Genomic DNA, 24,217 nt, shown 5'->3' on the forward strand with positions numbered 1-24,217 from the left:
GCGCTTTCCGGCCCGTACGCTGGGGGCATGATCCGAGGGTTCGCGGCCGGCGTGGGCACGCTCGCGCGCGGATTCGGCCTGTGGCGGACGCATCCGCGCCTGATGGCCCTGGGCCTGATCCCGGCCGCGATCGCGTTCGTCGTGCTCGCCGCGCTGCTGGTGCCGCTCGGGTTCTCGATGGGCGGGATCGTGTCCTGGCTGACGCCGTTCGCCGCGGAGTGGGCCGCCGGCTGGCGCGACGCCCTGCGGATCGTGCTCGGCATCGCGCTCTTCCTCACTGCGGTGATCCTGTCCGGGCTGGTCTTCACCGCCTTCGCCCTCACGATCGGCGACCCGTTCTATCAGCGCATCTGGCGCGGCGTCGAGCGATCCCTGGGCGGACCGGAGCCGACCGGCGAGACCGGGTTCTGGACGACGGTCGGCGAGGGCGCGCGCCTGGTGGGCCTCGGCGTGCTGATCGCCCTGCTCACCCTGCTCATCGGTCTCATTCCGGGTGTCGGCGGACTGCTTGCGACCGTGACCGGCGTCGTGCTGTCGGGCCGCGTGCTCGCCCGGGAGCTCGCCGGGCGGGCCTTCGACGCCCGGGGTCTCGATACGGCCTCGCGCTCACGGCTGCTCTCGGCCGACAGGGCACGCGTGCTCGGTTTCGGGGTCGCCACCCAGCTCTGCTTCATGGTTCCGCTGGGCGCGCTCGTCACCATGCCCGCCGCGGTCGCCGGATCCGCCCTCCTCGCGCGGGCGCTCGAGTCCGCCGCCGCCGATCGGCTGCGGTCCGATGCCTGAGGGCGACACCGTCTACCAGGTCGCGCATCGGCTCGACCGGGCGCTGCGCGGCGGCACGGTCGTCCGGTTCGACCTCAGGGTGCCCGGGCTCGCGACCGCCGACCTCACCGGATCGGTGGTGCACGAGGTACTGCCGCGCGGCAAGCACATCCTGATGCGGATCGGGGACTGGACGTTCCGCTCGCACCTGCGCATGGACGGAGCCTGGCACGTGTACGTTCCCGGGGAGCGCTGGCGGGTGCCGGGCTTCCAGAGTCGCGCCGTCATCGCGACCGAGCGGGTGGTGGCGGTCGGCTTCGACGTGTCGATGCTCGCGCTCGCGCCGACCACGGAGGAGTCGCTGCTCGTCGGTCACCTCGGGCCGGATCCGCTCGGCGACGACTGGGACCTCGCCGAGGCGACCCGCCGCGTGTCCGCGGATCCTCGCGCGATCCACGTGGCGCTGCTCGACCAGACGAACGTCGCCGGGTTCGGCAACGAGTACGCCGCGGAGCTGCTGTTCCTGCGCGGCGTGCTGCCCACCACGCCCGCCCGTTTCGTGGACGTCGAACCGCTGCTGGCCCTCGGCGCGCGCACCATCCGCGCGAACCGGGACCGGCCGGACCGCACGTTCACGGGCGTCGCGCTGCGCGGCCGCACCACCTGGGTGTACGGCCGCGCGCACCGGGCCTGCCGGCGCTGCGGAGCGCACATCCTGACCGGCGAGATCGGGGCGGATCCCACGGCGCAGCGCCAGACCTTCTGGTGCCCGCGCTGCCAGCGCTGACGCGCGCGCCAGGAGCCTGACCCGCCCGCCCCGTCTCAGCCGCACCGTTTCAGCCGGCCCGTTTCAGACCGGCCCGGAGCGGGATCGGGTGCGAACCCGCGACACGCGCGAAGTGCGTGCACGGGAATAGATCCGTCCTCTTCGCGGTTGCAGATGTATCCGGGAAAAGTCCCGGGCACGGGAGGTTTTCGTGGGCAAGAACTACGTCGACATCGAGGACGGCCACGGCGGCACGCTGCGCTATCGCAAGCACGCCAACGGTCGCGGGCTCATCGCCCATGGTGCCAAGGTGCACCCGCAGGCGGTCGTGGAAGCGGGCGCCTACGTCGAGCCGGGCGCGAAGGTCGGGGCCGGGGCGCGGGTCGCGCGCGGTGCGTGGATCGAGCCCGACGCGATCGTGGGTGTGAACGCCCGGATCGAGGCCCACGCCCACATCGGCCAGGGCGCCGTGGTGGGCGACGGCGCGAGCGTCGGGGTGCGCGCCGAGGTCGGATCCGGCGCGCGGATCGCACGCGGCGCCCGCATCGGCGATGACGAGACGGTCGCGGCCGGGATGGCCGTGGACACCGATCGCAAGGGCCTCTGGCTCGCGGCCTGATCCGCGGACCGCGGAGGACGACGCTCCGCCCCGAGGGCGCGCATCCCTGAACCGGGTGCGCGCCCTCGGTCTGTACGCTGAGGGCATGAGCAGGCGAGGCGCATCCGGCGGACGCAAGCCCGCGGTCCGCTCCGCCAAGGGCGGCGCCCGCAGCACCGCGAGCGGTCGCTCCGGGGCGGCCGGCAAGGGCGGCAAGGGCGGCGGAAAGAACGCCGCGCGCCCGGCCAAGAAGGCGGAGAAGGTCGTCTTCGACGCTCCGGCCGGGGTGGCCGAAGCGCCCCGCACGCTGCGCCTCGGCACGGTGCCCGGCACCACCCCCGGCCGATGGATCGACGCCTGGCAGGATCGGATGCCGCACGTGGCCCTCGCACTCGTGCCGATCTCCTTCGCCGCGCAGCGCTCCGCGCTCACCGAGGAGAGGGCCGACCTCGCCCTGGTGCGCGCGCCGTTCGACGGCGAGGGCATGCACACGATCCCGCTCTACGAGGAGCGCCCCGTCGTGATCGTGTCGACGGAGTCACACCTGCTCGCCGCGGACGAGCTCACCCCGTCCGACCTGGAGGGCGAGACGCTGCTGACCTCAGCGGAGGACGTGCTGGGCGATCTCGCCCTGCCCACCGCGCCGTCGCGGATCCCCCCTCTCGACACGATCGCGGACGCGATCGCCACCGTGGCGACCGGCGTCGGCATCGTCGTCGCGCCGATGTCGCTCGCCCGGCTGCACCACCGCAAGGACGTGGAGTACCGGATCCTCCGCGATGCTCCCGTCTCACCGGTCCTGCTCGCGTGGCCCGCGGACGCCACCACACCCGACATCGAGGCGTTCGTCGGGATCGTGCGGGGGCGCACCGCCAACTCGTCCCGCTGACGGCAGCGCAGAGGCGCGGCGATCGCGTCCGCGCCGTGCGCCGTGCGCCGTGGGCCGTGCCGAACTCAGTCGATCCGGTGCTCCGAAGCCGTGAACGACGACGATGCTGCAGGATCGACTGAGTTCAGTACCGGCGGGTGCGGCGAGACGACGCTCAGGCCGCCCGCGACGCCTCGGCATCCGCGGTGACGCGCAGCGTATCCCCGATCGCGTCGACACGCACGTGTCCGCCGTCCCGCAGCCGCCCCGAGACGAACAGATCGGCGATGCGGTCGTCGACCTCGCGCTGGATCAGCCGGCGCAGCGGACGCGCGCCGTACTCCGGCTCGTAGCCGTGCTCGCCGAGCCAGGCGACGGCGGCGTCGGTCACGTCGAGCGTGACCTCGCGTCCGGCCAGGCGCCGGGACGTGGCCTGCAGCAGCAGACACACGATGCGGCCGAGCTCGTCGCGGCTGAGCTTGGAGAACAGCACGATCTCGTCGATGCGGTTCAGGAACTCCGGCCGCATCGCCTCGCGCAGCTTGCCCATGACGCGAGCCCGCAGGTCCTCCTGGGACGCGAAGCCGTTCGCCGAGGCGTCCTGCGAGGCCACGAAACCGAGCGCTCCCGAGCGCGAGGCGAGGAACTCCGATCCGATGTTCGAGGTCATCACGATCACCGTGTTGCGGAAGTCGACCGTGCGGCCCTGACCGTCGGTCAGGCGGCCGTCGTCGAGCACCTGCAGCAGCAGGTTGAACACGTCGGGGTGCGCCTTCTCGATCTCGTCGAACAGCACGATCGAGTACGGGTTGCGCCGCACCCGCTCGGTGAGCTGGCCCGCCTCGTCGTAGCCGACGTAGCCCGGAGGGGCGCCGACGAGCCGCGACACGGTGTGCCGCTCGCCGTACTCGCTCATGTCGAAGCGGATCACGGCGGTTTCGTCGTCGAACAGGCGCTCGGCGAGCGCCTTCGCCAGCTCGGTCTTGCCGACGCCGGTCGGCCCGAGGAACAGGAAGGATCCCACCGGGCGGCGGGCGTCGCCCATGCCTGTGCGGCTGCGACGCACGGCACGCGCGACCGCGGCGACCGCGTCGTCCTGGCCGATCACGCGGGCGTGCAGGTCGGATTCCAGGTCCGACAGTCGCTCGCGCTCGCTCTCGGTCAGGCGGCTGACCGGGATCCCGGTGGCGCGCGAGATGACGGCGGCGATCTCCCCCTCGTCGACCACGGCGTCCGCGGCTCCCGGCTGAGGGCCGGAAGCGCCGGTCTCGTCGATCCGGCGCTGCACGTCGGCGATCTGGTCGCGGATCCGCGAAGCCTCCTCGTAGTGCTCGGCACCGACGGCCGCGTTCTTGCGCGCCTCGAGGTCGGCCAGCTGCGCGAACAGCTTCTCGACATCGTCCACGACGCCGAGCCGCAGCCGCAGCCGCGCGCCCGCCTGGTCGATCAGGTCGATCGCCTTGTCCGGCAGCACACGATCGGGGAGATAGCGCGCTCCCAGTTCGACGGCGGCGCGGACGGCCTCGTCCGTGTAGGTCACGGAGTGGTGCTGCTCGTAGGCGGGCTTGAGCCCTTCGAGGATGCGCACGGCGTCCTCGATCGACGGCTCGGCGACCTTCACCGGCTGGAAGCGGCGCTCGAGCGCAGGATCCTTCTCGATCCGGCGGTACTCGGAGAGCGTGGTCGCGCCGACCATGTGCAGGTCGCCGCGCGCCAGCCGCGGCTTCAGGATGTTGCCGGCGTCCATGCCGCCGGCCTCCCCCGAGCCGCCAGCGCCGACCACGGTGTGCACCTCGTCGATGAACACGATGACCTCGCCCTTGTGCGCGGCGATCTCGTCCATCGTCTTCGTGAGGCGCTCCTCGAAGTCGCCGCGGTACCGGGCGCCCGAGAGCATCGCGGGCAGGTCGAGCGACACCACCCGGCGATCCCGCAGCTGCGCGGGCACCGTGCCGTCCACGATCGCGCGGGCGAGCCCCTCGACGATCGCGGTCTTGCCGACGCCGGCCTCGCCGATCAGCACCGGGTTGTTCTTGGTGCGCCGGCTCAGGATCTCGATGGTCTGCTCGATCTCGGCGGCACGTCCGATCACGGGGTCGAGCTCCCCGGCACGAGCACGCGCGGTGAGGTCGAGGCCGTACTGGTCGAGCATGGGCGTCTCCGACGAGGCCTGCGTCTCGTCGCGCTCGGGCTCGGCGCCGGCGGGCACGGGCTCGCGCAGGCTCTGCGTGAGAGCCTCGGCGGTGACGCCGGCGTGCGCCAGGATCTGACCCGCCGGCGCGTCCTGGCCAAGGACCAGCGCGAAGAACACGTGCTCGGGCTCGATGTAGGTCGCGCCCGAGGAGCGCGCCACCTGGTACGCGTGGAACAGCGTCCGGCTCGCGCTCGGGGTGATGGTGGCGGCGTCCACGGAGGCCGGGACGCCGGGGGCGGGCAGGCGCGCCTCGACCGCCTCGATGATCGACCGGGCGGTCACGCCGATGTTCCGGATCGCCTGGACGACGGCGTCGTCCTCGACGATGACGCGCAGCACGTGCAGCGCGTCGAGCTCGGTCTGACCGCGCTCGAGCGCGAAGCGGCCTGCGCGCTGCAGGACCCGCTGGGTGCGCACGGTGAGGAACCGGCTGAGGTCGATCGACCGCGTCTGCCGGGCCTGCTCACCTGCGAGGTAGCGGGCCAGGAACTCGTCGAACGAGCCGGACCCCGCGTCGGTGAAGTCGTTGGGCATATCGCTTCCTCTCAAACTTGAGCGTGATGCTATCAAGTTTAACGCGAGCGCTTCCGAGATATTCCGTCGCGTGCGGTGACAGCCGTCGTTCCGCGGTGGAGCGGCCGTGTCTTACACGGAAACGCAGGGCAGGCGCGGCCGCAGCGCTCCCCTAGAATCCAGGGATGGCCTCGCTTCTCTACCTCGGCGTGCGGCCTGAGCTGGACGCGGCGACAGCGGAGCGCGCGTCCTTCCGCATCGCCCTCGGCGTCGACGACGATCGTCTCGACCGTGTCGACCTCACCACGACGCGCCTGCCCGAGGACGCCTTCGAGCGCTACGCGGGGTTCGTGATCGGCGGCTCGCCGTACAACGTCACCGACGTGCGCAAGTCCGAGACGCAGCAGCGCGTCGAGGCCGACCTCGAGCGCATCGCCGCGCGGGCCCTCGACGGCGGCACCACGGCGTTCTTCACCTGCTTCGGGATCGGCGTGGTCACCCGCCTTCTCGGCGGCGCGGTGACGACCGACCACCCCGAGGAGGCCGCCGCCGCGGAGATCCGCACGACCGCCGAGGGGGCGGACGATCCCCTGTTCGGCCCCGCGGGGCCGGTCTTCCAGGCCTTCACCGCGCACAAGGAGGGATCCGTCGCGGTGCCGCCGGGAGCGGTGCTGCTGGCCGGCAACGAAGCCTGCCCCGTGCAGGCGTACCGCGCCGGGGCCGACCTGTACGCGACGCAGTTCCATCCCGAGCCGTCGCCGCGCGATTTCGCCGACCGGATGGTCTTCTACCGCACCACCGGCTACTTCGATCCGGAGGCGTTCCACACCGTGCAGGAGGCGATCCTGGCGTCGGTGGTGTCCGAGCCCGCGCGGATCCTGCACCGTTTCGGCGAGCGGGCCCTCGCCCGGCACTCGGCCGGGGGTCGTTGAGCGGACGGCCACCGCTCGCCGCGCGGGTCCCGGGGCACAGCCCCCGGCCTCCGACCAGCTCAGCCCTCGCCGTGCAGCAGCGCGATCCGCTCGCGCAGATATGCGTCCAGCGGCAGGTAGCCGCCCGCGGCCGACCAGCGCACGGAGGGGACGCCGTCCACGAGCGCGAGAGGCCCGGAGGAGCCGCCGGCCCCGACCGCGTCCAGGTCGATCGCCGTCCACCCCACGTGCACCGTCTCGCCGTTCGCGAAGCCGCCGCGCGACGCCTCGGCGCGGCGCTCCGCCCTGGCCCTGGCGGACTCCGCGGCGTACCCGCGGCGCACCGGCTCGGCGGCCCGGAGGACCTCGCCGGTGGCGTACACGGCGTCCGCCGAGATGAGCAGCACGCCGACGTGCCACGCGGATCCCGCCCGCACGATCCGCGGCGCCCGCCAGCGGGAGGTCTTCTCCCGGCCCAGCGCCTCCTGCGGCACTCCGGCGAGCGCGGTGCGCGCCCGATCCAGCAGAGCCTCGATCGCAGCGGACGAATCGGCGGAGGTCACGATCCCAGGCTATGCCCGCCGGACGCGCGGTGGGACCGAGCCCGACACGGCCGAGTGATCGATATCATGCGGAGGTGCTCGGGCGCCATCCGAGCACCCAGCCACGATCGGACCAGATGACGACCTCAGCCGCGCCGGGTCCCCGCCGCCTCCCGGGGATGGCCGATGTGGCGCGCCTCGCCGGGGTGTCGGCGCAGACGGTCTCGCGCACCCTGAACGGCGTGCCGAGCGTGCAGCCCGAGACCAGGGCGAAAGTGCTGGCCGCCGTGGAACAGCTCGGCTACCGCCGCAACAACGCCGCCCGTGCGCTCTCCTCGGGCCGCAGCAGGGCGATCGGGGTGGTCACCCTGCGCACCGGGTTCTACTCGCGCACCGCGGTCACGGTCGGGATCGAGACCACCGCGTCGGAATCCGGCTACATCGTGAACACCGTGACGACGTCCTCGCTCGACGCCGGCGAGATCGAGCGCGCCATGTCGCGCCTCGCGGACCAGGGCGTCGAGGGCATCGTGCTCGCGGTCCCGCTGATCTCGACGACGCCCGCGATCGACGATCTCACCCGGGCGGTTCCGACGATCACGATCGACGGGTCGCGCACGTCGTCGACGCAGGTCGTCGCCATCGACCAGGTCGAGGTCGGGCGCCTGGCGACCCGGCACCTGCTCGAGCTCGGACACGAGACCGTCTGGCACGTGTCCGGCCCGCCGCAATGGCTCGATGCGAGCAGCCGCACCCAGGGCTGGCGGGAGGTCCTCGGCGAAGCGGGCCGCGAGGCCCCGCCCGAGATCGTCGGCGACTGGTCACCCGCCTCCGGCCATCGCGCCGGCCAGATCCTGGCGCGGATCCCCGAGGTCACGGCCGTGTTCGTCGCGAGCGACGAGATGGCCTTCGGCCTCGCCCGCGCCTTCGCCGCCCTCGGCAGGGCGATCCCCGGCGACGTCTCGATCGTCGGCGTCGACGACATCCCGCTCGCGGAGTTCTGCTCCCCGGCGCTCACCACCGTGGCCCAGCCCTTCGGGGACATCGGCCGCATCGCCGTCGAGCACCTCCTGCAGGCCATCGCACACCCCGAGGCGGCACCGCCGTCGATCGCATCGATCGAGCCGCGACTCGTGATCCGCGGATCCACCGCCGCACCCCGCGGCTGATCCGCGCGTGCGGTCGGACCGTTCGGCACCGGCCATGTTCGCGATACCTCATCTCTGAGTCACGACCTGTTTTTCTCCTGTACTTCTTGATGTTAGCGATAACTTGCGAGTACCGTGTCGGGTGTTCTCCCCGCCTCGACGATGCAGCAAGGAAGACCGATGCCCCTCGTGATCCCCTCTCTCCCCCGCAGATCGCGCACCGCTCTGGCCGGCGGTGCCGCACTCGCGATCGCGGCCGCCACCCTGGCCATGGGCGCCGTCGCCCCGGCGCGCGCGGACACCGCCCCGCCCGCGGGCTCCGCGATCCCCGACACGGGCTACACCCTGCTCGACGTGGACTCGGAATCCGCTCCCTACCCCGCGCCCCCCTCGCTCGACGGCACCGCCCAGGGCGCGTTCGACGGCGACTACTCCACGCAGTGGGCGTCGAACTACAACGGCGGTTCGCCGGATCCGATGCCGCACTACCTGGCCTTCGACATCGGCGCGACGCACTCCCTCACCGGCCTCGGCTACTCCGTCAAGGTGCAGGGCAACGGCCCGGCGAAAGATGTGCAGGTGCTCACCACCGACGACCCGGCCGTCGCCAAGGACGGCAAGAGCAGCGGCTGGGCGCCGGCGGGATCCGCCACCTTCTCGCAGCCGACCAGCAGCACCCAGATCCAGTACGTGACGTTCGCGCAGCCCGTCTCGGCGCGCTACGTGGAGCTCAAGATCCTCGACGCCGTGAACGGATCGGACAACGCCTCGGCCTCCGAGGTCGTCGTCTACACGACAGACCCGGTCACCACCCCGACGCCGACCCCCACGCCGACGCCCGTCCCGCCCAGCGCGGCGACCGTCACCGTCGGCTCCGTGGACACGAGCACCTGGAGCTACCCCGACGACACGCCGGCGAGCCCGTTCATCGACAAGGACGGCACGTTCCACTTCGGCGAGTCGCACGCGAACTACTACAACGAGCCGGACGGCAGCAACGGCGACATCCGCCAGTGGAACTGGTACACCGGCACGAACTTCGACACCGCGAAGCCCGATGCCGCTCTGAACGCCGCCGGCACGAATCCCGACACCACGGACTTCTGCAACGCCAGCCCGACCGGGGTGGAGTCGACCAAGGCGCCGGCCGGATCGAGCTACACCCAGCCGAACTACTGCGACATCACCCAGATGTGGGTCGACCCCGACTCGGGCGACTGGTACGGCCTGGTGCACAACGAGTTCACGCCCAGGCCCTTCGGCGACGGCCTGCACTACGACGCGATCGACTACGCGGTCTCGACCGACCAGGGCAGGACGTGGACCATCCCCGGTCACGCGATCACCTCGCCGTACAGCACGGCCCGCGGTGACACCGCCGCGTTCCCGCAGCAGACGTACTACTACGGCGACGGCGACCCGCGCCTCTACGTCGACAACGCCTCCGGCTACTTCTACGCGTTCTACGGCTCGCGCGTGGTGAACAAGAGCGGCGGCTGGGTCGCCTTCTACGAGCACGTCGCCCGCGCCCCGATCTCCGGCAAGATGGCGACCGGCACCTGGCAGAAGTGGTACGACGGCGCATGGACGCAGCCCGGCATCTCCGGCAAGGAGAGCAACATGGTCCCGGTTGCAGACGACAGCCAGACGGGGCACACGCCGACCGACAAGGAGTACGACCCGAACACCCCCGGATCCGCGCAGCAGCAGATCAAGAACGGGCAGATGCCGGCCACCTCGCCGCTGTTCGTGATGGACGTCACCTACGACGCCTACCTCGGGCTCTACATCGGCGAGCCGCAGAACCCCGACCAGTCCGGCAACGCCCCGCAGGAGTATTACGCGACCAAGAGCCTCGCCACGCAGAAGTGGTTCCGCCTCGGCGACACCGGCGACGCGTACAAGACCGCGTCCTGGTACCGCTGGTTCGTGGATCCGGCCAACAAGACCGGTTCGGCGATCGTAGGCAAGTCGTTCCGCTCGTACTGCTCCTTCGGATGCAGCAACGACGGGTATGCGGACTACGCCGACGTCACGATCGACGCCGGCTCCTCGGTCACCCCTGCCACGGCGATCGACACGTCGAAGACGTACACGATCGCGAGCGGCGACGGGAACAAGCTCGTGACGACGGCCGGCGGCGAACGGGTCAAGAGCGCCGCGACGGCGACCAAGGCGACCGGGGCCTGGACGTTCCGCGCGACCGGCGACGGCTCCTACACGATCGCGGACCAGAGCGGCGCACTGCTGGGCGTCGATGGCTCCTCCCCGGCCGGGCGCGCCTGGGGCGCGGAGCTCACGCTCACCGGCACGGATGCCGCCGGTGTCGGCCAGCAGTGGTTCATCGTCCCGGACACCTCGGCCGACACCGGAGCGGCGACCGGCAGCGTGCGACTGGTGAACCGCTACTCCGGACTCGTGCTCGGCATCGCGGACACCGCAGCGGCGACCACGGCGGCACGGACCTGGGACCAGGCCGACGCCAAGGCCCACGGCGCGAAGTCGGCGTTCACCACGGCCGCGCAGCAGACGCTCACGCTCGCGGAGTTCACCGGCCGGTCCTGACGGTCGCGTCGAGGGGACCCGGGCTCCGGCTCGGGTCCCTTTCGCGTGCCGCACGATTCGCCTCGGCTCCCTGGGCAGGGCAGAATCGACGGACACCCCTGCTCGCGAGGAGACGCCATGGCGCAGCCCGACACCGCCCGACTGCTGATCGCGTGCGACGACCAGCCCGGCATCGTCGCCGCCGTCGCCGGTGTGCTCGCCGCGCACGAGGCGAACATCATCTCGCTCGATCAGCACTCCACCGACGCCGCGGGGGGCCGGTTCTTCCAGCGCACCGTGATCCATCGCGACGGGCTCGCCGCCGACCGCCCCGCCCTCGAGGCCGACCTCGCCGCGATCGCCGAACGGTTCGGCATGGAGTGGTCGCTGCACGACGCCGCCAAGCGCAAGCGGGTGGCGATCTTCGTCTCGAAGTACGACCACTGCCTGATGGAGCTGCTCTGGCGCACGCAGCGCGGCCAGCTCGACATCGACATCACGATGGTGGTCTCGAACCACCCGGATCTGGCCGAGGCGGCCCGCGGCTTCGGCGTGCCCTTCGTGCACATCCCGTCCGGATCCGGCCCCGACGCCAAGGCGGAGATGGAGCGCCGTCAGCTCGAGCTGCTGCAGGGCAACGTGGATCTCGTCGTGCTCGCGCGCTACATGCAGATCCTCACCGACGAGTTCATCCGCGACCTCGGCGCCCCGGTCATCAACATCCACCACTCGTTCCTGCCCGCGTTCATCGGCGCCAACCCGTACGCGCGCGCGAAGGAGCGCGGCGTGAAGCTCATCGGCGCCACGGCGCACTACGCGACGGCGGACCTCGACGAGGGGCCGATCATCGAGCAGGACGTCACGCGCGTCACGCACGCGGAGTCGGCCGCCGAGCTGCAGCGCCGCGGATCCGACGTCGAGCGCCTCGTGCTCGCGCGCGCCGTGCAGTGGCATGCCGAGGACCGCGTGATCGTGCACGGCCGCTCCACCGTCATCCTCTGAGGCGGCCGGAACAGGCGTCCCCGGCTCAGCCCGCGGACACCCCTGCCGCGAGCTCGGCGAACGCCTCCGCCGCGGTGCCGTAGCGCGCGAGCGGCGCCGACTGCCCCATCCACAGCGACTGCAGCTCGCCCTTGCCCTGCGCGCCCGCCAGCGAACGGAACCGGCCGGTGATCCAGTTCTGCGCGGGGAACGGCGCGATCGACCCGGCCGCCTCGATCTCGGCGACGACCCGGTTGCGGGCTCCGCGGGCGAGCCGCCCGCTCATCGCGCGCGTGAGCACGGTGCGCTCGGCCGCGGTGGAGCGGATCGCGGCGCGATGCGCGTCGTTCGCCGCGGACTCCGCGGTGCCGAGGAACGCGGTCCCGACCTGCACCCCGGAGGCGCCCAGCGCGAGCGCCGCCGCCACCCCGCGCCGATCCGAGATCCCTCCGGCCGCGATCACCGGGACCGGCACGGCGTCGACCACCTGCGGCAGCAGCGAGAACAGGCCCACCAGCGACTCCTCGGCGGGTGCCAGGAACGACACGCGATGCCCCGCCGCCTCCGCGCCGGTCGCCACGATCGCGTCCACCCCGCCGTCGGCGAGCGCGACCGCCTCCGCGACGGTCGTGGCGGCGCCGACCACCCGGATCCCGCGCTCGTGCGCCTCGCCGACGACGTCCGCCGACGGGACGCCGAACACCACGCTGAGCACCTCCGGGGATGCTTCCCAGATCGCGTCCAGCTGCTCCTGCAGCGGCGGCAGATAGCGCTCCGGTCGTGGCGGCACCTCCGCTCCCACCTCGGCGAAGAACGGCGCGAGCGCTGCCGCGTACGCGTCGTGCTCCGGCCCCGGCTCGACCTCGTCGCCGGTGGGCAGCCAGATGTTCACGGCGAACGGCCGATCGGTGGCTGCGCGGATGCCGGCGACGGTCTCCAGGATCCGCTCGCCGTCGTAGCCGTAGAGCCCGTACGAGCCGAGCCCTCCGGCATCGCTCACGGCGGCCACGAGCGGAATCGAGGAGAGCCCGCCGAACGGCGCGAGGATGATCGGGACGCGGGTGCCGAGCAGGTCGTTCATGCTTCCGAGGCTACGCCCGGCCGACGACCCGGCCGACGATCATTGCTCGCGCCCGCGGTGGTGCTGATCGTCCTGTTCACGGCCGCATCCTGACCTCCCCGCGTGACCGGTCCGCCTCAGTCCGGCACGGCCGGGAACGAGCCGGTCGTCGGCGGGGCGGTACGGCGCGAGCCGATCGTGGTGCCGACGCTCGCCGCGATGACGAGCGCGACGGCCAGCAGCCGCAGCGGCGTCACGTGCTGGCCGAGCAGGAGGAAGCCGGCCAGCGTGGCGAACGCCGGCTCCAGCGCGAGGAGCACGCCGAACACCCGCTGCGGGAGGCGGCGGAGGGCGGCGAGCTCGAACGTGTACGGGATCGCCGATGACAGGATCGCGGTCAGCACGGCCGGGAGCAGCCACCGCGGCTCGTGCGCGACCGTGACCACCGCCGGGATCCCGAACGGCAGCAGCGCGACCGAGCCGACGACGAGCGCCATCGACAGGCCGTCGTGCCCCGAGGTCACCTCGCCCACCCGGGCGCTCAGCCGGATGTACACCGCCCAGAAGCCGGCGGCCACCAGGACGAGGAGCACGCCGAGCGGGTTCAGCGCGTCGGCGCCGATCATCCCGTCGATTCCGAGCAGCGCCACCCCGAGCACGGCCACGCCGACCCACACGCCGTCGACCGCGCGTCGGGTGAGGACGGCGGCGAGCACGAGGGGGCCGAGGAACTCGATCGCCACCGCCGGCCCCAGCGGGATGAGCGCGATGGCCGCGTAGAAGAAGCCGTTCATCCCGGCCAGCGACAGGCCGAACAGCACCGACGCGATCCACTGCCGCCGCGTCCACCCGCGCACCTTCGGCCGCACGGCGACGAGCATGACCAGAGCGGCGATCGACACCCGCAGCGAGGTCACGCCCCACGACCCGAGCGCGGGGAACAGCTGCGCGGCGATGGCGGCGCCGAACGGCAGCGACAGACAGGATCCGATCACCAGCGCGATCCCGATCGCGTGCTGCTGGCGCGGGCTGCTCGGGTTCACCCGTCAAGCCTGGCACGATCCGGTTCCCGCGCTCGACGCGACGGCCCGCCGGCACCTCCGCGCCGCCGCTGGAGCCGCGACCCTCAGCCTCCTGCTCACCCCGGATGCGATACTGACTCCGAGTCCATGACGAGGAGGTCGCCCGGTGGCGGACAACGAACGCGCGCTCGAGGACGGCATCGTGACCGATCTCGCGGACCGGATGACCTACGGGTCCTATCTGGACCTGGACCGCCTGCTCGGCGCCCAGCATCCGGTGAGCGTGCCGGAGCACCACGACGAGATGCTGTTCATCATCCAGCACCAGACCACCGAGCTGTGGCTCAAGCTCGTGCTGCACGAACTCGGCACCGCGCGCGACCGGCTCGCGGAGGACGATCTGCGCTCGGCGCTCAAGCACATCGCACGGGTGAAGCACATCCAGGAGGTGCTCACCCAGCAGTGGTCCGTGCTCGCGACCCTGACGCCCAACGAGTACGCCCAGTTCCGCGGTGCCCTCGCCAACTCGTCCGGCTTCCAGTCGGTGCAGTACCGGGCGGTGGAGTTCGCGCTCGGCAACAAGAACGAGCGGATGCTGGGGGTGTTCCGCGCGCACCCGGAGAACCTCGCGATGCTCACCGCCGAGTGGGAGCGGCCGACCCTGTACGACGAGTTCCTCCGTCTCGCCGCACGCCGCGGGCTGCCGATCCCCGCCGAGATCCTCGAGCGGGATGTGCGCCAGCCGTACCGCAGGCACGACTCGCTGGTACCGGTGCTCACCGGGATCTACGAGAACCCGCACGAGCACTGGGACCTGTACGAGGCGTGCGAGGAGCTGGTCGACGTCGAGGACAACTTCCAGTTCTGGCGGTTCCGGCATCTGCGCACCGTGACCCGCACGATCGGGCGCAAGGTGGGAACGGGCGGATCCAGCGGAGTCGACTTCCTGCAGCGCGCGCTCGAGCTCACGTTCTTCCCGGAGCTGTATGCCGTGCGCACGGAGATCGGCAGGTAGAGCGGTGGCGGAGGGCACCTACATCGGCGGGTTCACCGACCACCATGTGCACCTGCAGCTCGTGGATCCCCTGCGGCTGGAGGACAGTCTCCTCGGCCGGGTGCTGGATCTCGGATCCGATCCCGCGCAGATCTCGCGGTTCGCGCGGGTGGTCGCGGAGCGGTTCGGCGACGAGCCGGGCGGTGTGGCGATCTCCTACGCGGGGGCGTTCCTGACCCCGCCGGGCGGCTATCCGTCCGACCGCGCCTGGGCGCCGGAAGGGTCGGTGCGCGAGGTCGGCACGCTCGCGGAGGCGGCGACCGCGATCGCCGAGATGAAGGCGGCCGGCGCTTCGGTGATCAAGATCGCCAGCAACAGCACCGCCGGGCCCGTGTTCAGCGACGAGATGATCGACGGGATCGCGCGCACCGCCGACAGGCTCGGGCTGCCCGTTGTCGCGCATGCCGAGGGCCCGGGCGAGGCGCAGCGCATGCCGGGTCTCGGGGTGAGGGCCCTGGCGCACGCGCCGTTCAGCGAACGGCTCAGCGACGCCGAGGTGTCCCGGCAGGCGGGTCGGATCGCCTGGATCTCGACCCTGGCGATCCACGACGGGGACGCCAGGGAGATCGCGATCGACAACGTGCGGAGGTTCCACGCGCACGGCGGGACGATCCGCTACGGCACGGACATGGGCAACGGCGACCTCCCCGTCGACCTGAACCCCGCCGAGATCGCGGCGCTGCGCGAGGCCGGCGTGCGCGGGGCCGCGCTGATCCGCGCCCTCGCCCCCACAGCCGCGTCGGTCGAGCGGCGGTTCCTGCTGCCGGCGCAGGATGCGGATCCCTTCGAGACCGTGCCCGCCGTGCCTGTGCGTCCGCCGTCCGCGGGGTGAGACGGCCCCGATGCCGCGGGCGCGGCGGGCTCGCGCTCAGACCGCGCCGAGGTCGATGCCGCCCGCGGCCGGCTCGGCGTAGTCCACCTCGCGCCACACGTCGCCGGAGCGCTCGAACGACGTGACGCTGGAGAGCGCGCAGCGGCGCGTCCGCGGGTCGTGCCGCAGCGGCAGCCCGGCGACCGAGAGGTGGGTGATCCAGATCGGGGCCTGGTGCGAGACGAACACCACGTCCCCGCCGTCCGCCGCCTGCCACGCGTCGTCCATCGCGGCGCGCATCCGCTCCGCGACCATGACGTACGGCTCGCCCCAGCTGGGCAGCGACGGCCGCCGCAGGTGCCGCCAGTTCCACGGGTTCATCAGGGCGCGGCGCATCCGCGTCCCCTCGAACACGTTCCACGGCTCGATGATCCGCGGCTCCACGTCCGGCACGAGGTCGAACGCCGCCGTGAACGGCTCCGCCGATTCGCGGGTGCGCTCGAGCGGCGAGCAGCGCAGCCCCGACACCGGGCGGCCGAGGCCGGCGACGTGGTCCGCCGCCGCCTGCGCCATCAGCCGTCCGGCCTCGCTCAGGTGATAGCCGGGAAGCCGCCCGTACAGCACGTGCGCGGGGTTGCGGACCTCGCCGTGACGGACCAGGTGCAGTCGTTCTGCGACCATCGGCGTCGGGCGGCGCTCAGACCCGGCGGTACTGGGCCGAGCCGAACCCGAGGATGAAGTAGCCGATGAACGGGAACAGCCAGAGCAGGAAGAACGAGAACACCCCGCCCTTGCCGAAGTTCTTGCCGAGCTTGACGGCGACGACGATCGCGAAGATCAGGTTCACGATCGGGATCAGGTAGAGCAGCACGAGCCAGCCGCTCATGCCGGCGATCTTGATGAGGAAGATCAGGTTCACGATCGGGATGATCGCGAGGATCCCCGGGTGGCCCGCCTTGGTGAACACCTTCCACAGCGCGATCGCGATGACGATGTAGACGATGATGCCGATCACGCTGCCGGTGCCGGAGAAGATCGACGAGTAGAGGTTGTTGACCGCGTCGGTCGGATCTGCTGCGGGGACGAGATTCATGGGGAGCGCCTTCCAGGGGTTGGTCGATGGGTGGTGCTGCCGCGAGTCTAGTGAGGCGCGGCCCTCGCTCAGGCGCGGCACGACCGGGAGCGGGCTCTCTCGCCGTACCCACCCCCGAAAACGGCCGCATCCCCGGCCCGTAGAATGGCCCGGATCCCTTTTCCCCACGCTGGAAGGCATATTCCGTGCTTCGCACTCACACGGCAGGCTCGTTGCGAGCCGCGCACATCGGTCAGACCGTCACCCTCGCGGGGTGGGTCGATCGCCGTCGTGATCACGGCGGAGTCGCCTTCATCGATCTGCGCGACGCGTCGGGCATCGCCCAGGTCGTCATCCGCGACGAGGAGATCGCCCGGCCGCTGCGCAGCGAGTTCGTGCTGCAGGTCGCCGGAGAGGTCTCCCGTCGCCCCGCCGGGAACGAGAACCCGAACCTGCCCTCCGGCGAGGTCGAGATCGTGGTGCAGGACGTCGTGGTGCTGAACGAGTCGGCCCCGCTGCCGTTCCAGGTCTCCTCGGGCCTCGCCGAGTCCGACCCGGTCGGCGAGGACGTGCGCTTCAAGCACCGCTACCTCGACCTGCGCCGCCCGGCGTCGATCGCCCCGCTGCAGCTGCGCTCGAAGGTGTACAAGGCGCTGCGCGACGTGCTGCACGAGCGGGAGTTCGTCGAGGTGGAGACCCCGACGCTGACCCGCTCCACCCCGGAGGGCGCCCGCGACTTCGTCGTGCCCGCGCGCCTGCACCCGGGCAGCTGGTACGCCCTGCCGCAGAGCCCGCAGCTGTTCAAGCAGCTGCTCATGGTCGGCGGCGTGGAGAAGTACTTCCAGATCGCGCGCTGCTACCGCGACGAGGACTTCCGCGCCGACCGTCAGCCCGAGTTCACCCAGCTCGACATCGAGATGGCCTTCGTCGACCAGGAGGACGTCATCGAGATGATGGAGGCGGTCCTCACGGCGATGTGGGCCACCATCGGCGTCGAGGTGCAGACCCCGCTGCGGCGCATGACCTACGCAGAGGCGATGGCGAAGTACGGATCCGACAAGCCGGATCTGCGCTTCGGCCTCGAGCTGGTGGAGGCGACCGACTACTTCTCCGAGACCACGTTCCGGGTGTTCCAGGCCGACTACGTCGGCGCGGTCGTCATGCCCGGCGGCGCCTCGCAGCCCCGCAAGGCGCTGGACGCGTGGCAGGACTGGGCGAAGCAGCGCGGCGCGCGCGGGCTCGCCTACGTCCTCTTCAACGAGGACGGCACGCTCGGCGGTCCCGTCGCGAAGAACCTGTCCGAGACCGAGCAGGCGGGCCTCGCCGCGCTCGTGGGCGCGAAGCCCGGCGACTGCGCGTTCTTCGCCGCCGGATCCGTCAAGGACTCCCGTGCCCTGCTCGGCGCCGCCCGCGTCGAGATCGGACGCCGCCTCGGCCTGCTCGCCCCCGACGTGTTCGCGTTCACCTGGGTCGTCGACGCGCCGATGTTCGAGCCGGCGGCCGACGCGGTCGCCTCGGGCGATGTCGCCGTCGGCGCGGGCGCCTGGACCGCGGTGCATCACGCCTTCACGGGACCCAAGCCGGAGTTCGAGGACACCTTCGACACCGACCCCGGATCCGCGCTCTCCTACGCGTACGACATCGTCTGCAACGGCTCCGAGCTCGGCGGCGGATCCATCCGCATCCACCGCGAGGACGTGCAGAAGCGCGTCTTCGAGGTCATGGGCCTGTCCGACGAGATCGCGCAGGAGCAGTTCGGCTTCCTGCTCGACGCGTTCAAGTTCGGCGCCCCGCCGCACGGCGGCATCGCGCTCGGCATGGACCGCGTGCTGCAGCACCTGTCCAAGACCGACTCGATCCGCGAGGTCATCGCCTTCCCGAAGACGGGCAACGGCTTCGACCCGCTGACCTCCGCGCCGGCGCCGATCACCGCCGAGCAGCGCAAGGAGGCCGGCGTCGACACCGTCGCCGAGGCCGTCGAGGTCGTCGGGGCCTGACTCTGCTCGCCCGGCGGCCGTCGCGGGATCCTGAGCGAGCGGGCCACGCGTGGAAGGATCGGAGCATGCTCGCCGATCTGACCCTGCCCGTGCCTCTCGAGACCCGCGTCGGCACCCTGTCGCTGCGCCGCGCCCACCCGGGCGACGCGGCCGCGATCGTCGCGCTGCTCGCCGACGACGCGATCAGCGCCTCGCGCGGAGACGTCGCCGCCGAGGAGGATCTGCCTGCGTACGCCGCGGGTCTGGAGTCGATCCTCGCCGATCCCTCGAACGACCTCCTCGTCGCCGAGCACGAAGGCGCTGTCGTGGGCACCTTCCAGCTGACCCGCATTCCCGGCATGTCGCGCCGAGGCGCCACCCGTCTGCTCGTCGAGGCCGTGCGGGTGCGCTCGGATCTGCGCTCGGCGGGGGTGGGATCCGCGCTGATGCGCTGGACGACCGACGTCGCCGCGCAGGCGCTCGGCACTCCGATGGTGCAGTTGACCTCCGACGCGCAGCGTATCGACGCCCACCGCTTCTACGAGCGCCTCGGTTTCGAGGGTTCGCACAGGGGCTTCAAGTACCGCGTCCCGCTCGATCGCGCCTGAGCGGACGCGGCCGCCGTCCCTTCGAGGAGCCCAGGGCGCCCTTCGGCAGGCCCAGTAGCCGGGAGGGGGTCAGCGGAGCTCGTCGGGGTCGGAGAGATCCTCGACGGCGACCGGACGGGACCCCGCGAACATCACGCCGACGCCGTACTCCTCGCCGATCGAGAGTCCGCACTCCGCGAAGCGCATCATCCAGGTGCCGTCCTGCCAGACGACGGCCTCCGGGGCGCCGAGCGGCGGCTCCTCGGCCGTGAGCAGTGCGCGGTCCTCGTCCGTGAGGGCGCCGTGAGGTCCGGCCAGCTCATCCACGAGATAGCGGATCGCGGCGTCGCTCAGCGCGGCGAAGTCGGAGACGATGCCCTGCGCGGCCTCGCGGGCCTCGGCGCTCGGCTCCTCGGCCGGCTCGGCGATGATGCTCACGGTCGCGCCGCCGTCGCCGCCGTCGATCCCGGCCGTCCAGCAGGCGATGTCGTCGGGGGCGTCGACCCGGATCAGGGTGGCGCCGTCGAGGTCGATCGTGTCGGGGAGGTCCATGCTCCGATCCAACCAGGCGGCGGACCACGGCGGAAGCCGGCCCGGCGGGCACCCGGGCTCTCTCGCCCGCGGCGATCACCACCCGTGCTGCACCGTTCATCCCGCGTTCATCGCCGCCGGGACCTCCGGCAACCTGCCCGCCGTACATTCCTCTCGACCCGACCCCGGCGATCCCGCCGGACATCGAGAGGAAATCATGACCATCAGCTCTCGCCGCGCGCGCATCGGCGCCGGCATCGCGCTCGCCGCCAGCGCCGCGCTCCTGCTCTCCGCCTGCTCCGGATCCGCTTCCGCCGACCCGAACGGCTCGGCTGCTCCCGGCATGAAGGCCGCCGACGCCACCTCGCTGAGCGACTTCGGTTCCCTCGCCGACCTCGAGAAAGCCGCCGCGACCGAGGGCGAACTCAACGTCATCGCGCTGCCGCACGACTGGGCGAACTACGGCGAGATCCTCGACGCGTTCAAGAAGAAGTACCCCAAGATCACGATCAACGAGGCCACGCCCGACGCGTCCAGCGCCGAGGAGATCCAGGCCGCGAAGACCAGCCAGGGACTCGACACCGCACCCGACGTGTTCGACCTCGGCCTCACCGTGACGCTGCAGAACACGGACAAGTTCGCGCCGTACAAGGTGCAGAAGTGGGACGAGATCCCGGACACCCTCAAGGACAAGACGGGTCTGTTCACCGGTGACTACGGCGGGTACATGTCCATCGGCTACGACTCGTCGAAGTTCCCGGAGCCGAAGACGCTCGGCGACCTGAAGAAGTCCGAGTACAAGGGCGCGGTGGCGCTCAACGGCGACCCGACCCAGGCGGGAGCGGCCTTCGCCGCGGTCGGCCTCGCCGCCGTGCAGTCGGGCGGCACGCTGGACGACTACCAGAAGGGCATCGACTTCTTCTCGAGCCTGCAGAAGGCGGGCAACCTGCTCAAGGTCGACGTCACCACCGCCACCGTCGCAAGCGGCGAGACCCCGGTCGTCTTCGACTGGGACTACCTGAACGCCGCGCACAAGAAGGACAACAAGAACTGGAAGACGGTCGTCCTGCCCGGAACCGGCTACGCCGGCTACTACAACCAGGCCATCAACAAGGCCGCCCCGCACCCGGCCGCCGCGCGCCTCTGGCAGGAGTTCCTGTACAGCGACGAGGTGCAGAACCTGTGGCTGAAGGGCGGCGCGCGCCCGGCGCGGATGGACGCGATGACCACGGCAGGGACGATCGACAAGACCCTCGCGGCCGAGCTCCCCGCCGCCCCGAAGGACACCGTGGTGCCGACCGAGGCGCAGAGCACCGCGGCCGGCAAGCTGCTCGGCGAGAAGTGGGCCGCGGCCGTCCAGTGACCTCCTCCCTGTCCGCGGCATCCGCCGCAGTCCGTGCCGGGTCGGAGCCTCGTGCTTCGGCCCGGCGCGGGGCGTCCCCGTCCTCGAAGACCGTCCCTCTGCGTCGCGGCCTCGCGGCCCTGGGGCTGGCCCCCCTCGCCGCGTATCTGCTCGTGTTCCTGGTGCTGCCGACGATCCTCGCCGTCGGCACCGGCTTCTTCACCCGCGACGGCGCCTTCACCACGAGCAACCTGTCGGCGCTGTGGGATCCGACCGTGCTGCTCACGTTCGCGAACTCCGCCGGCCTGTCGCTGCTGACCGCGGCGACCGGCGCGGTCGTCGGCGCGCTCGTCTGCTATGCGCTGCTGGGCCTGAACCCCGCCGGCGGCGTGCGCACGGTCGTGGACGCGGCCGCCGGGGTGCTCGCGCAGACCGGCGGCGTGATGCTCGCGTTCATGTTCATCGCCTCGATCGGCCTCCGCGGCGTGCTCACTCTCCTGATCAAGGACGTCTTCGGGGCCGATCTGTTCGCCCACGGGCCGTGGATCTACGAGCTGCCCGGGCTGATCCTGCCCTACCTGTACTTCCAGATCCCGCTCATGGTGATCACGTTCATGCCCGCCCTCTCGGCGCTGAAGCCGCAGTGGGCCGAGGCCAACCTCACGCTCGGCGGGACCAGGGCCAGCTTCTGGCTGCGGGTGGGGATCCCGGTGCTCGCTCCGGCATTCCTGGCCAGCTTCCTGCTTCTTTTCGCGAACGCGTTCTCGTCCTACGCGACGGCGGCGGCGCTCGCGAGCCAGGGCTCGCAGATCGTGCCGCTGCAGATCCGCGCGGCGCTCACGAGCGAGACGGTGCTGGGCAGGGAGAACCTGGCCGGCGCGCTCGCGCTCGGGATGATCCTCGTCGTCGGGGTCGTGATGTGGCTGTACTCGCTCGTGCAGCGCAGGGCAGCGAGGTGGCAGGCATGAACCGGATCGCCCCCTCGGCGCTCACCCGCTGGACCGTCGGGATACTGGTCGGGCTGCTCTTCCTGGTCCCGCTCGTCGCCACCCTCGCCTACACCTTCCGCGCCGAGGGCGGCGGCCTCACGCTCGCGCACTGGGCCGCGCTCGGCGATCCGGCGCAGGCGTCGGTCTACCAGCCGATCTGGACCGGGCTCGGCAACTCCCTCATCCTCGCGGTCGTCACCGTGCTGATCGTGCTGCTGGTGCTCGCGCCCACGATGATCCTGGTCGACCTGCGCTTCCCGAAGCTGCGCCCGGTGTTCGAGTTCGCGGTCCTGCTGCCGATCTCGATCCCGGCGATCGTGCTGGTCGTCGGGCTCACACCGATCTACCTGCAGATCGGACGCACTCTCGGCACCGGCGCGTGGACTCTCGCGTTCGCGTACGGGATCACCGTGCTGCCGTTCGCCTACCGGTCGATCCAGGCGTCCATCGACGCCGTCGACATGCGCACCCTCGCCGAGGCGGCCCGCTCGCTCGGAGCCGGCTGGACGACCGTCGTGCTGCGCGTCCTGGCGCCCAATCTGCGTCAGGGGCTGCTGTCGGCCTCGCTGCTGTCGGTCGCTGTCGTGCTCGGCGAGTTCACGATCGCGTCGCTGCTGGGTCGCGACGTGCTGCAGACCGCGCTCGTGGTCGTGCAGAAGCAGGACGGCTGGGCTCCGGCGATGTTCGCGCTGATGGCCCTCTCGTTCAGTTTCCTCCTGCTCCTCATCATCGGACGCGCCGCCCGCGGACGCTCCGGAAAGGCCGACTCATGAGCGACATCGCACTCCCCCGCACCGCGGACAACTCCCTGCTCGCCGACCCCCACGACGGGACGAGCGTGCAGTTCCAGGGCATCGTGAAGAGCTACGGGAAGACGCAGGTGCTGCAGGGCATCGACCTCGACATCGCCCCCGGCGAGTTCGTCTCGCTGCTCGGCCCCTCCGGCTGCGGCAAGACCACGCTGCTGCGGGTGCTCGCCGGCCTGGAGGATGCCGACGACGGCGCCGTCCTGCTCGGCGGCCGGGACGTCTCGGGCCTCCCGACCAACCGGCGCGACATCGGCATGGTGTTCCAGTCGTACTCGCTGTTCCCGCATCTGCGCGTCGTCGACAACACCGCCTTCGGGCTGCGCCGGCGCAGGATCGCCACCGCGCGGGCGCGCACGAGGGCCCTGGACGCGCTCGCTCTGGTGGGCCTCGACGCGCACGCCGACAAGTACCCGCATCAGCTCTCCGGGGGCCAGCAGCAGCGCGTCGCGCTCGCCCGCGCACTCGTCACCGAGCCTCGGGTGCTGCTGCTCGACGAGCCGCTGTCCGCCCTGGACGCGAAGGTGCGCGTGCAGCTGCGCGACGAGATCCGCCGGATACAGCTGCGGCTCGGCATCACGACGGTCTTCGTCACGCACGACCAGGAGGAGGCGCTCAGCGTCTCCGACCGGATCGCTGTGATGGACGCGGGCAGGATCGACCAGATCGGCTCGCCGGAGGAGCTCTACCTGCGCCCGGCGACCGCGCACGTCGCCGCGTTCGTCGGCCTCTCGAGCGTCGTCCGCGGCCTGGCCGATGGCACGGCGGTCAGGGTGTGGGGCACGGAGATGCCGCTGCAGACCCCGGCGGTCGGCGAGGTCGACGTGCTGCTGCGCCCGGAGAACGTGCGCCTGGTCGACGCGGCGGACGCGGTGGTGCGGGGCGCGGTCGAGGAGAGCATGTTCCTCGGCAGCATGCGCCGCACGCTGGTGCGCACGGAGGACGGTGCGCTCGTGCGTGTGCAGCACTCGGCGCGGATCCGTCCTGCCTACGGGGACGTCGTCGGTCTCGCGGTGGACGCCGAGCCGGTCGCGGTGCGCAAGGCGGGATAGCCGCGCAGGCGCATGAAGTTGCCTCTCGACGCCGGACCGGGGTGCGGATAACGTGAGCGTGGGGCGAGGGCCGCCCCTCGGTTCGAGA

The 24,217-nt window shown here is 71.7% G+C and carries 23 protein-coding genes; 16 read left to right on the top strand and 7 right to left on the bottom strand.

The window, feature by feature from the left end:
• The first annotated feature begins 27 nt into the window (after positions 1 to 27).
• The 4 genes from ACTJJZ_RS11140 (at position 28) to ACTJJZ_RS11155 (ending at position 3,015) form a co-directional block, all read left to right on the top strand.
• On the top strand, positions 28 to 783 hold the full coding sequence (locus tag ACTJJZ_RS11140; protein ID WP_440721259.1) for an EI24 domain-containing protein: 756 nt from the start codon (positions 28 to 30) through the stop codon (positions 781 to 783).
• A complete protein-coding gene (locus ACTJJZ_RS11145) occupies positions 776 to 1,549 on the top strand; it encodes a DNA-formamidopyrimidine glycosylase family protein (protein WP_440721260.1) in 774 nt (257 codons plus the stop codon). Before ACTJJZ_RS11140 ends, ACTJJZ_RS11145 begins: the two co-directional genes overlap by 8 nt.
• Positions 1,550 to 1,739: 190 nt before the next feature.
• Positions 1,740 to 2,147: a transferase gene (locus ACTJJZ_RS11150; RefSeq protein ID WP_440721261.1), complete on the top strand. Its 408-nt coding sequence runs from the start codon at positions 1,740 to 1,742 to the stop codon at positions 2,145 to 2,147.
• Between the two features lie 85 nt (positions 2,148 to 2,232).
• Entirely contained in the window at positions 2,233 to 3,015 is a 783-nt protein-coding gene (locus tag ACTJJZ_RS11155) for a LysR family substrate-binding domain-containing protein (protein ID WP_440721262.1), read from the top strand.
• Positions 3,016 to 3,169: 154 nt separating this feature from the next.
• On the opposite strand, the gene ACTJJZ_RS11160 is transcribed toward ACTJJZ_RS11155, so the two are convergent.
• Complete coding sequence (locus ACTJJZ_RS11160; protein ID WP_440721263.1) at positions 3,170 to 5,722, bottom strand: ATP-dependent Clp protease ATP-binding subunit; 2,553 nt, start codon at positions 5,720 to 5,722, stop codon at positions 3,170 to 3,172.
• 164 nt (positions 5,723 to 5,886) lie between these two features.
• Between ACTJJZ_RS11160 and ACTJJZ_RS11165 the strand changes: the two genes are divergently transcribed.
• Positions 5,887 to 6,633 (top strand): glutamine amidotransferase-related protein, encoded by a 747-nt coding sequence (locus ACTJJZ_RS11165; RefSeq protein ID WP_440721264.1) that lies wholly within the window; start codon positions 5,887 to 5,889, stop codon positions 6,631 to 6,633.
• Between the two features lie 59 nt (positions 6,634 to 6,692).
• Here ACTJJZ_RS11165 and ACTJJZ_RS11170 read toward each other — a convergent pair whose 3' ends face one another.
• Positions 6,693 to 7,175 (bottom strand): glutaminase, encoded by a 483-nt coding sequence (locus tag ACTJJZ_RS11170; protein WP_440721265.1) that lies wholly within the window; start codon positions 7,173 to 7,175, stop codon positions 6,693 to 6,695.
• Between the two features lie 116 nt (positions 7,176 to 7,291).
• Here ACTJJZ_RS11170 and ACTJJZ_RS11175 point away from each other — a divergent pair, with 116 nt between their 5' ends.
• From ACTJJZ_RS11175 to purU, 3 genes are all read left to right on the top strand, one after another.
• Positions 7,292 to 8,323 carry a LacI family DNA-binding transcriptional regulator gene (locus tag ACTJJZ_RS11175; RefSeq protein ID WP_440721266.1) on the top strand — a complete coding sequence of 344 codons (1,032 nt, stop codon included), beginning with the start codon at positions 7,292 to 7,294 and terminating at the stop codon, positions 8,321 to 8,323.
• A 159-nt stretch (positions 8,324 to 8,482) separates the two neighbouring features.
• Complete coding sequence (locus tag ACTJJZ_RS11180) at positions 8,483 to 10,867, top strand: discoidin domain-containing protein (protein WP_440721267.1); 2,385 nt, start codon at positions 8,483 to 8,485, stop codon at positions 10,865 to 10,867.
• A gap of 117 nt (positions 10,868 to 10,984) precedes the next feature.
• Complete coding sequence (gene purU / locus ACTJJZ_RS11185; RefSeq protein WP_440721268.1) at positions 10,985 to 11,848, top strand: formyltetrahydrofolate deformylase; 864 nt, start codon at positions 10,985 to 10,987, stop codon at positions 11,846 to 11,848.
• A gap of 25 nt (positions 11,849 to 11,873) precedes the next feature.
• Here purU and ACTJJZ_RS11190 read toward each other — a convergent pair whose 3' ends face one another.
• Both ACTJJZ_RS11190 and ACTJJZ_RS11195 read right to left on the bottom strand, forming a co-directional pair.
• Positions 11,874 to 12,908: an NAD(P)H-dependent flavin oxidoreductase gene (locus ACTJJZ_RS11190; RefSeq protein WP_440721269.1), complete on the bottom strand. Its 1,035-nt coding sequence runs from the start codon at positions 12,906 to 12,908 to the stop codon at positions 11,874 to 11,876.
• A gap of 116 nt (positions 12,909 to 13,024) precedes the next feature.
• Positions 13,025 to 13,930 (bottom strand): EamA family transporter, encoded by a 906-nt coding sequence (locus ACTJJZ_RS11195; RefSeq protein WP_440721270.1) that lies wholly within the window; start codon positions 13,928 to 13,930, stop codon positions 13,025 to 13,027.
• Between the two features lie 202 nt (positions 13,931 to 14,132).
• On the opposite strand from ACTJJZ_RS11195, the gene ACTJJZ_RS11200 reads away from it, so the two are divergent.
• Complete coding sequence (locus ACTJJZ_RS11200; protein WP_440721393.1) at positions 14,133 to 14,924, top strand: tryptophan 2,3-dioxygenase; 792 nt, start codon at positions 14,133 to 14,135, stop codon at positions 14,922 to 14,924.
• Between the two features lie 4 nt (positions 14,925 to 14,928).
• Positions 14,929 to 15,795 (top strand): hydrolase, encoded by an 867-nt coding sequence (locus ACTJJZ_RS11205; protein WP_440721271.1) that lies wholly within the window; start codon positions 14,929 to 14,931, stop codon positions 15,793 to 15,795.
• Positions 15,796 to 15,831: 36 nt separating this feature from the next.
• Here ACTJJZ_RS11205 and ACTJJZ_RS11210 read toward each other — a convergent pair whose 3' ends face one another.
• Positions 15,832 to 16,455: a histidine phosphatase family protein gene (locus tag ACTJJZ_RS11210; RefSeq protein ID WP_440721272.1), complete on the bottom strand. Its 624-nt coding sequence runs from the start codon at positions 16,453 to 16,455 to the stop codon at positions 15,832 to 15,834.
• Between the two features lie 16 nt (positions 16,456 to 16,471).
• Positions 16,472 to 16,867 (bottom strand): DUF5684 domain-containing protein, encoded by a 396-nt coding sequence (locus ACTJJZ_RS11215; RefSeq protein WP_440721273.1) that lies wholly within the window; start codon positions 16,865 to 16,867, stop codon positions 16,472 to 16,474.
• A gap of 185 nt (positions 16,868 to 17,052) precedes the next feature.
• On the opposite strand from ACTJJZ_RS11215, the gene aspS reads away from it, so the two are divergent.
• Together aspS and ACTJJZ_RS11225 are read left to right on the top strand one after the other, a co-directional pair.
• Positions 17,053 to 18,843, top strand: coding sequence for an aspartate--tRNA ligase (aspS, locus tag ACTJJZ_RS11220; RefSeq protein WP_440721274.1), 1,791 nt, complete (start codon positions 17,053 to 17,055; stop codon positions 18,841 to 18,843).
• Positions 18,844 to 18,908: 65 nt separating this feature from the next.
• Positions 18,909 to 19,430, top strand: coding sequence for a GNAT family N-acetyltransferase (locus ACTJJZ_RS11225; RefSeq protein WP_440721275.1), 522 nt, complete (start codon positions 18,909 to 18,911; stop codon positions 19,428 to 19,430).
• Positions 19,431 to 19,499: 69 nt separating this feature from the next.
• On the opposite strand, the gene ACTJJZ_RS11230 is transcribed toward ACTJJZ_RS11225, so the two are convergent.
• Positions 19,500 to 19,961 carry a hypothetical protein gene (locus ACTJJZ_RS11230; protein WP_440721276.1) on the bottom strand — a complete coding sequence of 154 codons (462 nt, stop codon included), beginning with the start codon at positions 19,959 to 19,961 and terminating at the stop codon, positions 19,500 to 19,502.
• Positions 19,962 to 20,157: 196 nt separating this feature from the next.
• Here ACTJJZ_RS11230 and ACTJJZ_RS11235 point away from each other — a divergent pair, with 196 nt between their 5' ends.
• From ACTJJZ_RS11235 to ACTJJZ_RS11250, 4 genes are read left to right on the top strand one after another with little or no spacing between them, the layout of a single operon-like run.
• The gene (locus tag ACTJJZ_RS11235) at positions 20,158 to 21,303 is read left to right on the top strand and encodes an ABC transporter substrate-binding protein (protein ID WP_440721277.1); all 1,146 of its coding nucleotides are present in this window, start codon (positions 20,158 to 20,160) and stop codon (positions 21,301 to 21,303) included.
• Entirely contained in the window at positions 21,300 to 22,250 is a 951-nt protein-coding gene (locus ACTJJZ_RS11240; protein ID WP_440721278.1) for an ABC transporter permease, read from the top strand. Before ACTJJZ_RS11235 ends, ACTJJZ_RS11240 begins: the two co-directional genes overlap by 4 nt.
• Complete coding sequence (locus tag ACTJJZ_RS11245) at positions 22,247 to 23,044, top strand: ABC transporter permease (protein ID WP_440721279.1); 798 nt, start codon at positions 22,247 to 22,249, stop codon at positions 23,042 to 23,044. Before ACTJJZ_RS11240 ends, ACTJJZ_RS11245 begins: the two co-directional genes overlap by 4 nt.
• Entirely contained in the window at positions 23,041 to 24,129 is a 1,089-nt protein-coding gene (locus ACTJJZ_RS11250) for an ABC transporter ATP-binding protein (protein WP_440721280.1), read from the top strand. Before ACTJJZ_RS11245 ends, ACTJJZ_RS11250 begins: the two co-directional genes overlap by 4 nt.
• The last annotated feature ends 88 nt before the right edge of the window (positions 24,130 to 24,217 follow it).

This window comes from Microbacterium sp. 22242 (assembly GCF_052045495.1).
Lineage (GTDB): Bacteria > Actinomycetota > Actinomycetes > Actinomycetales > Microbacteriaceae > Microbacterium.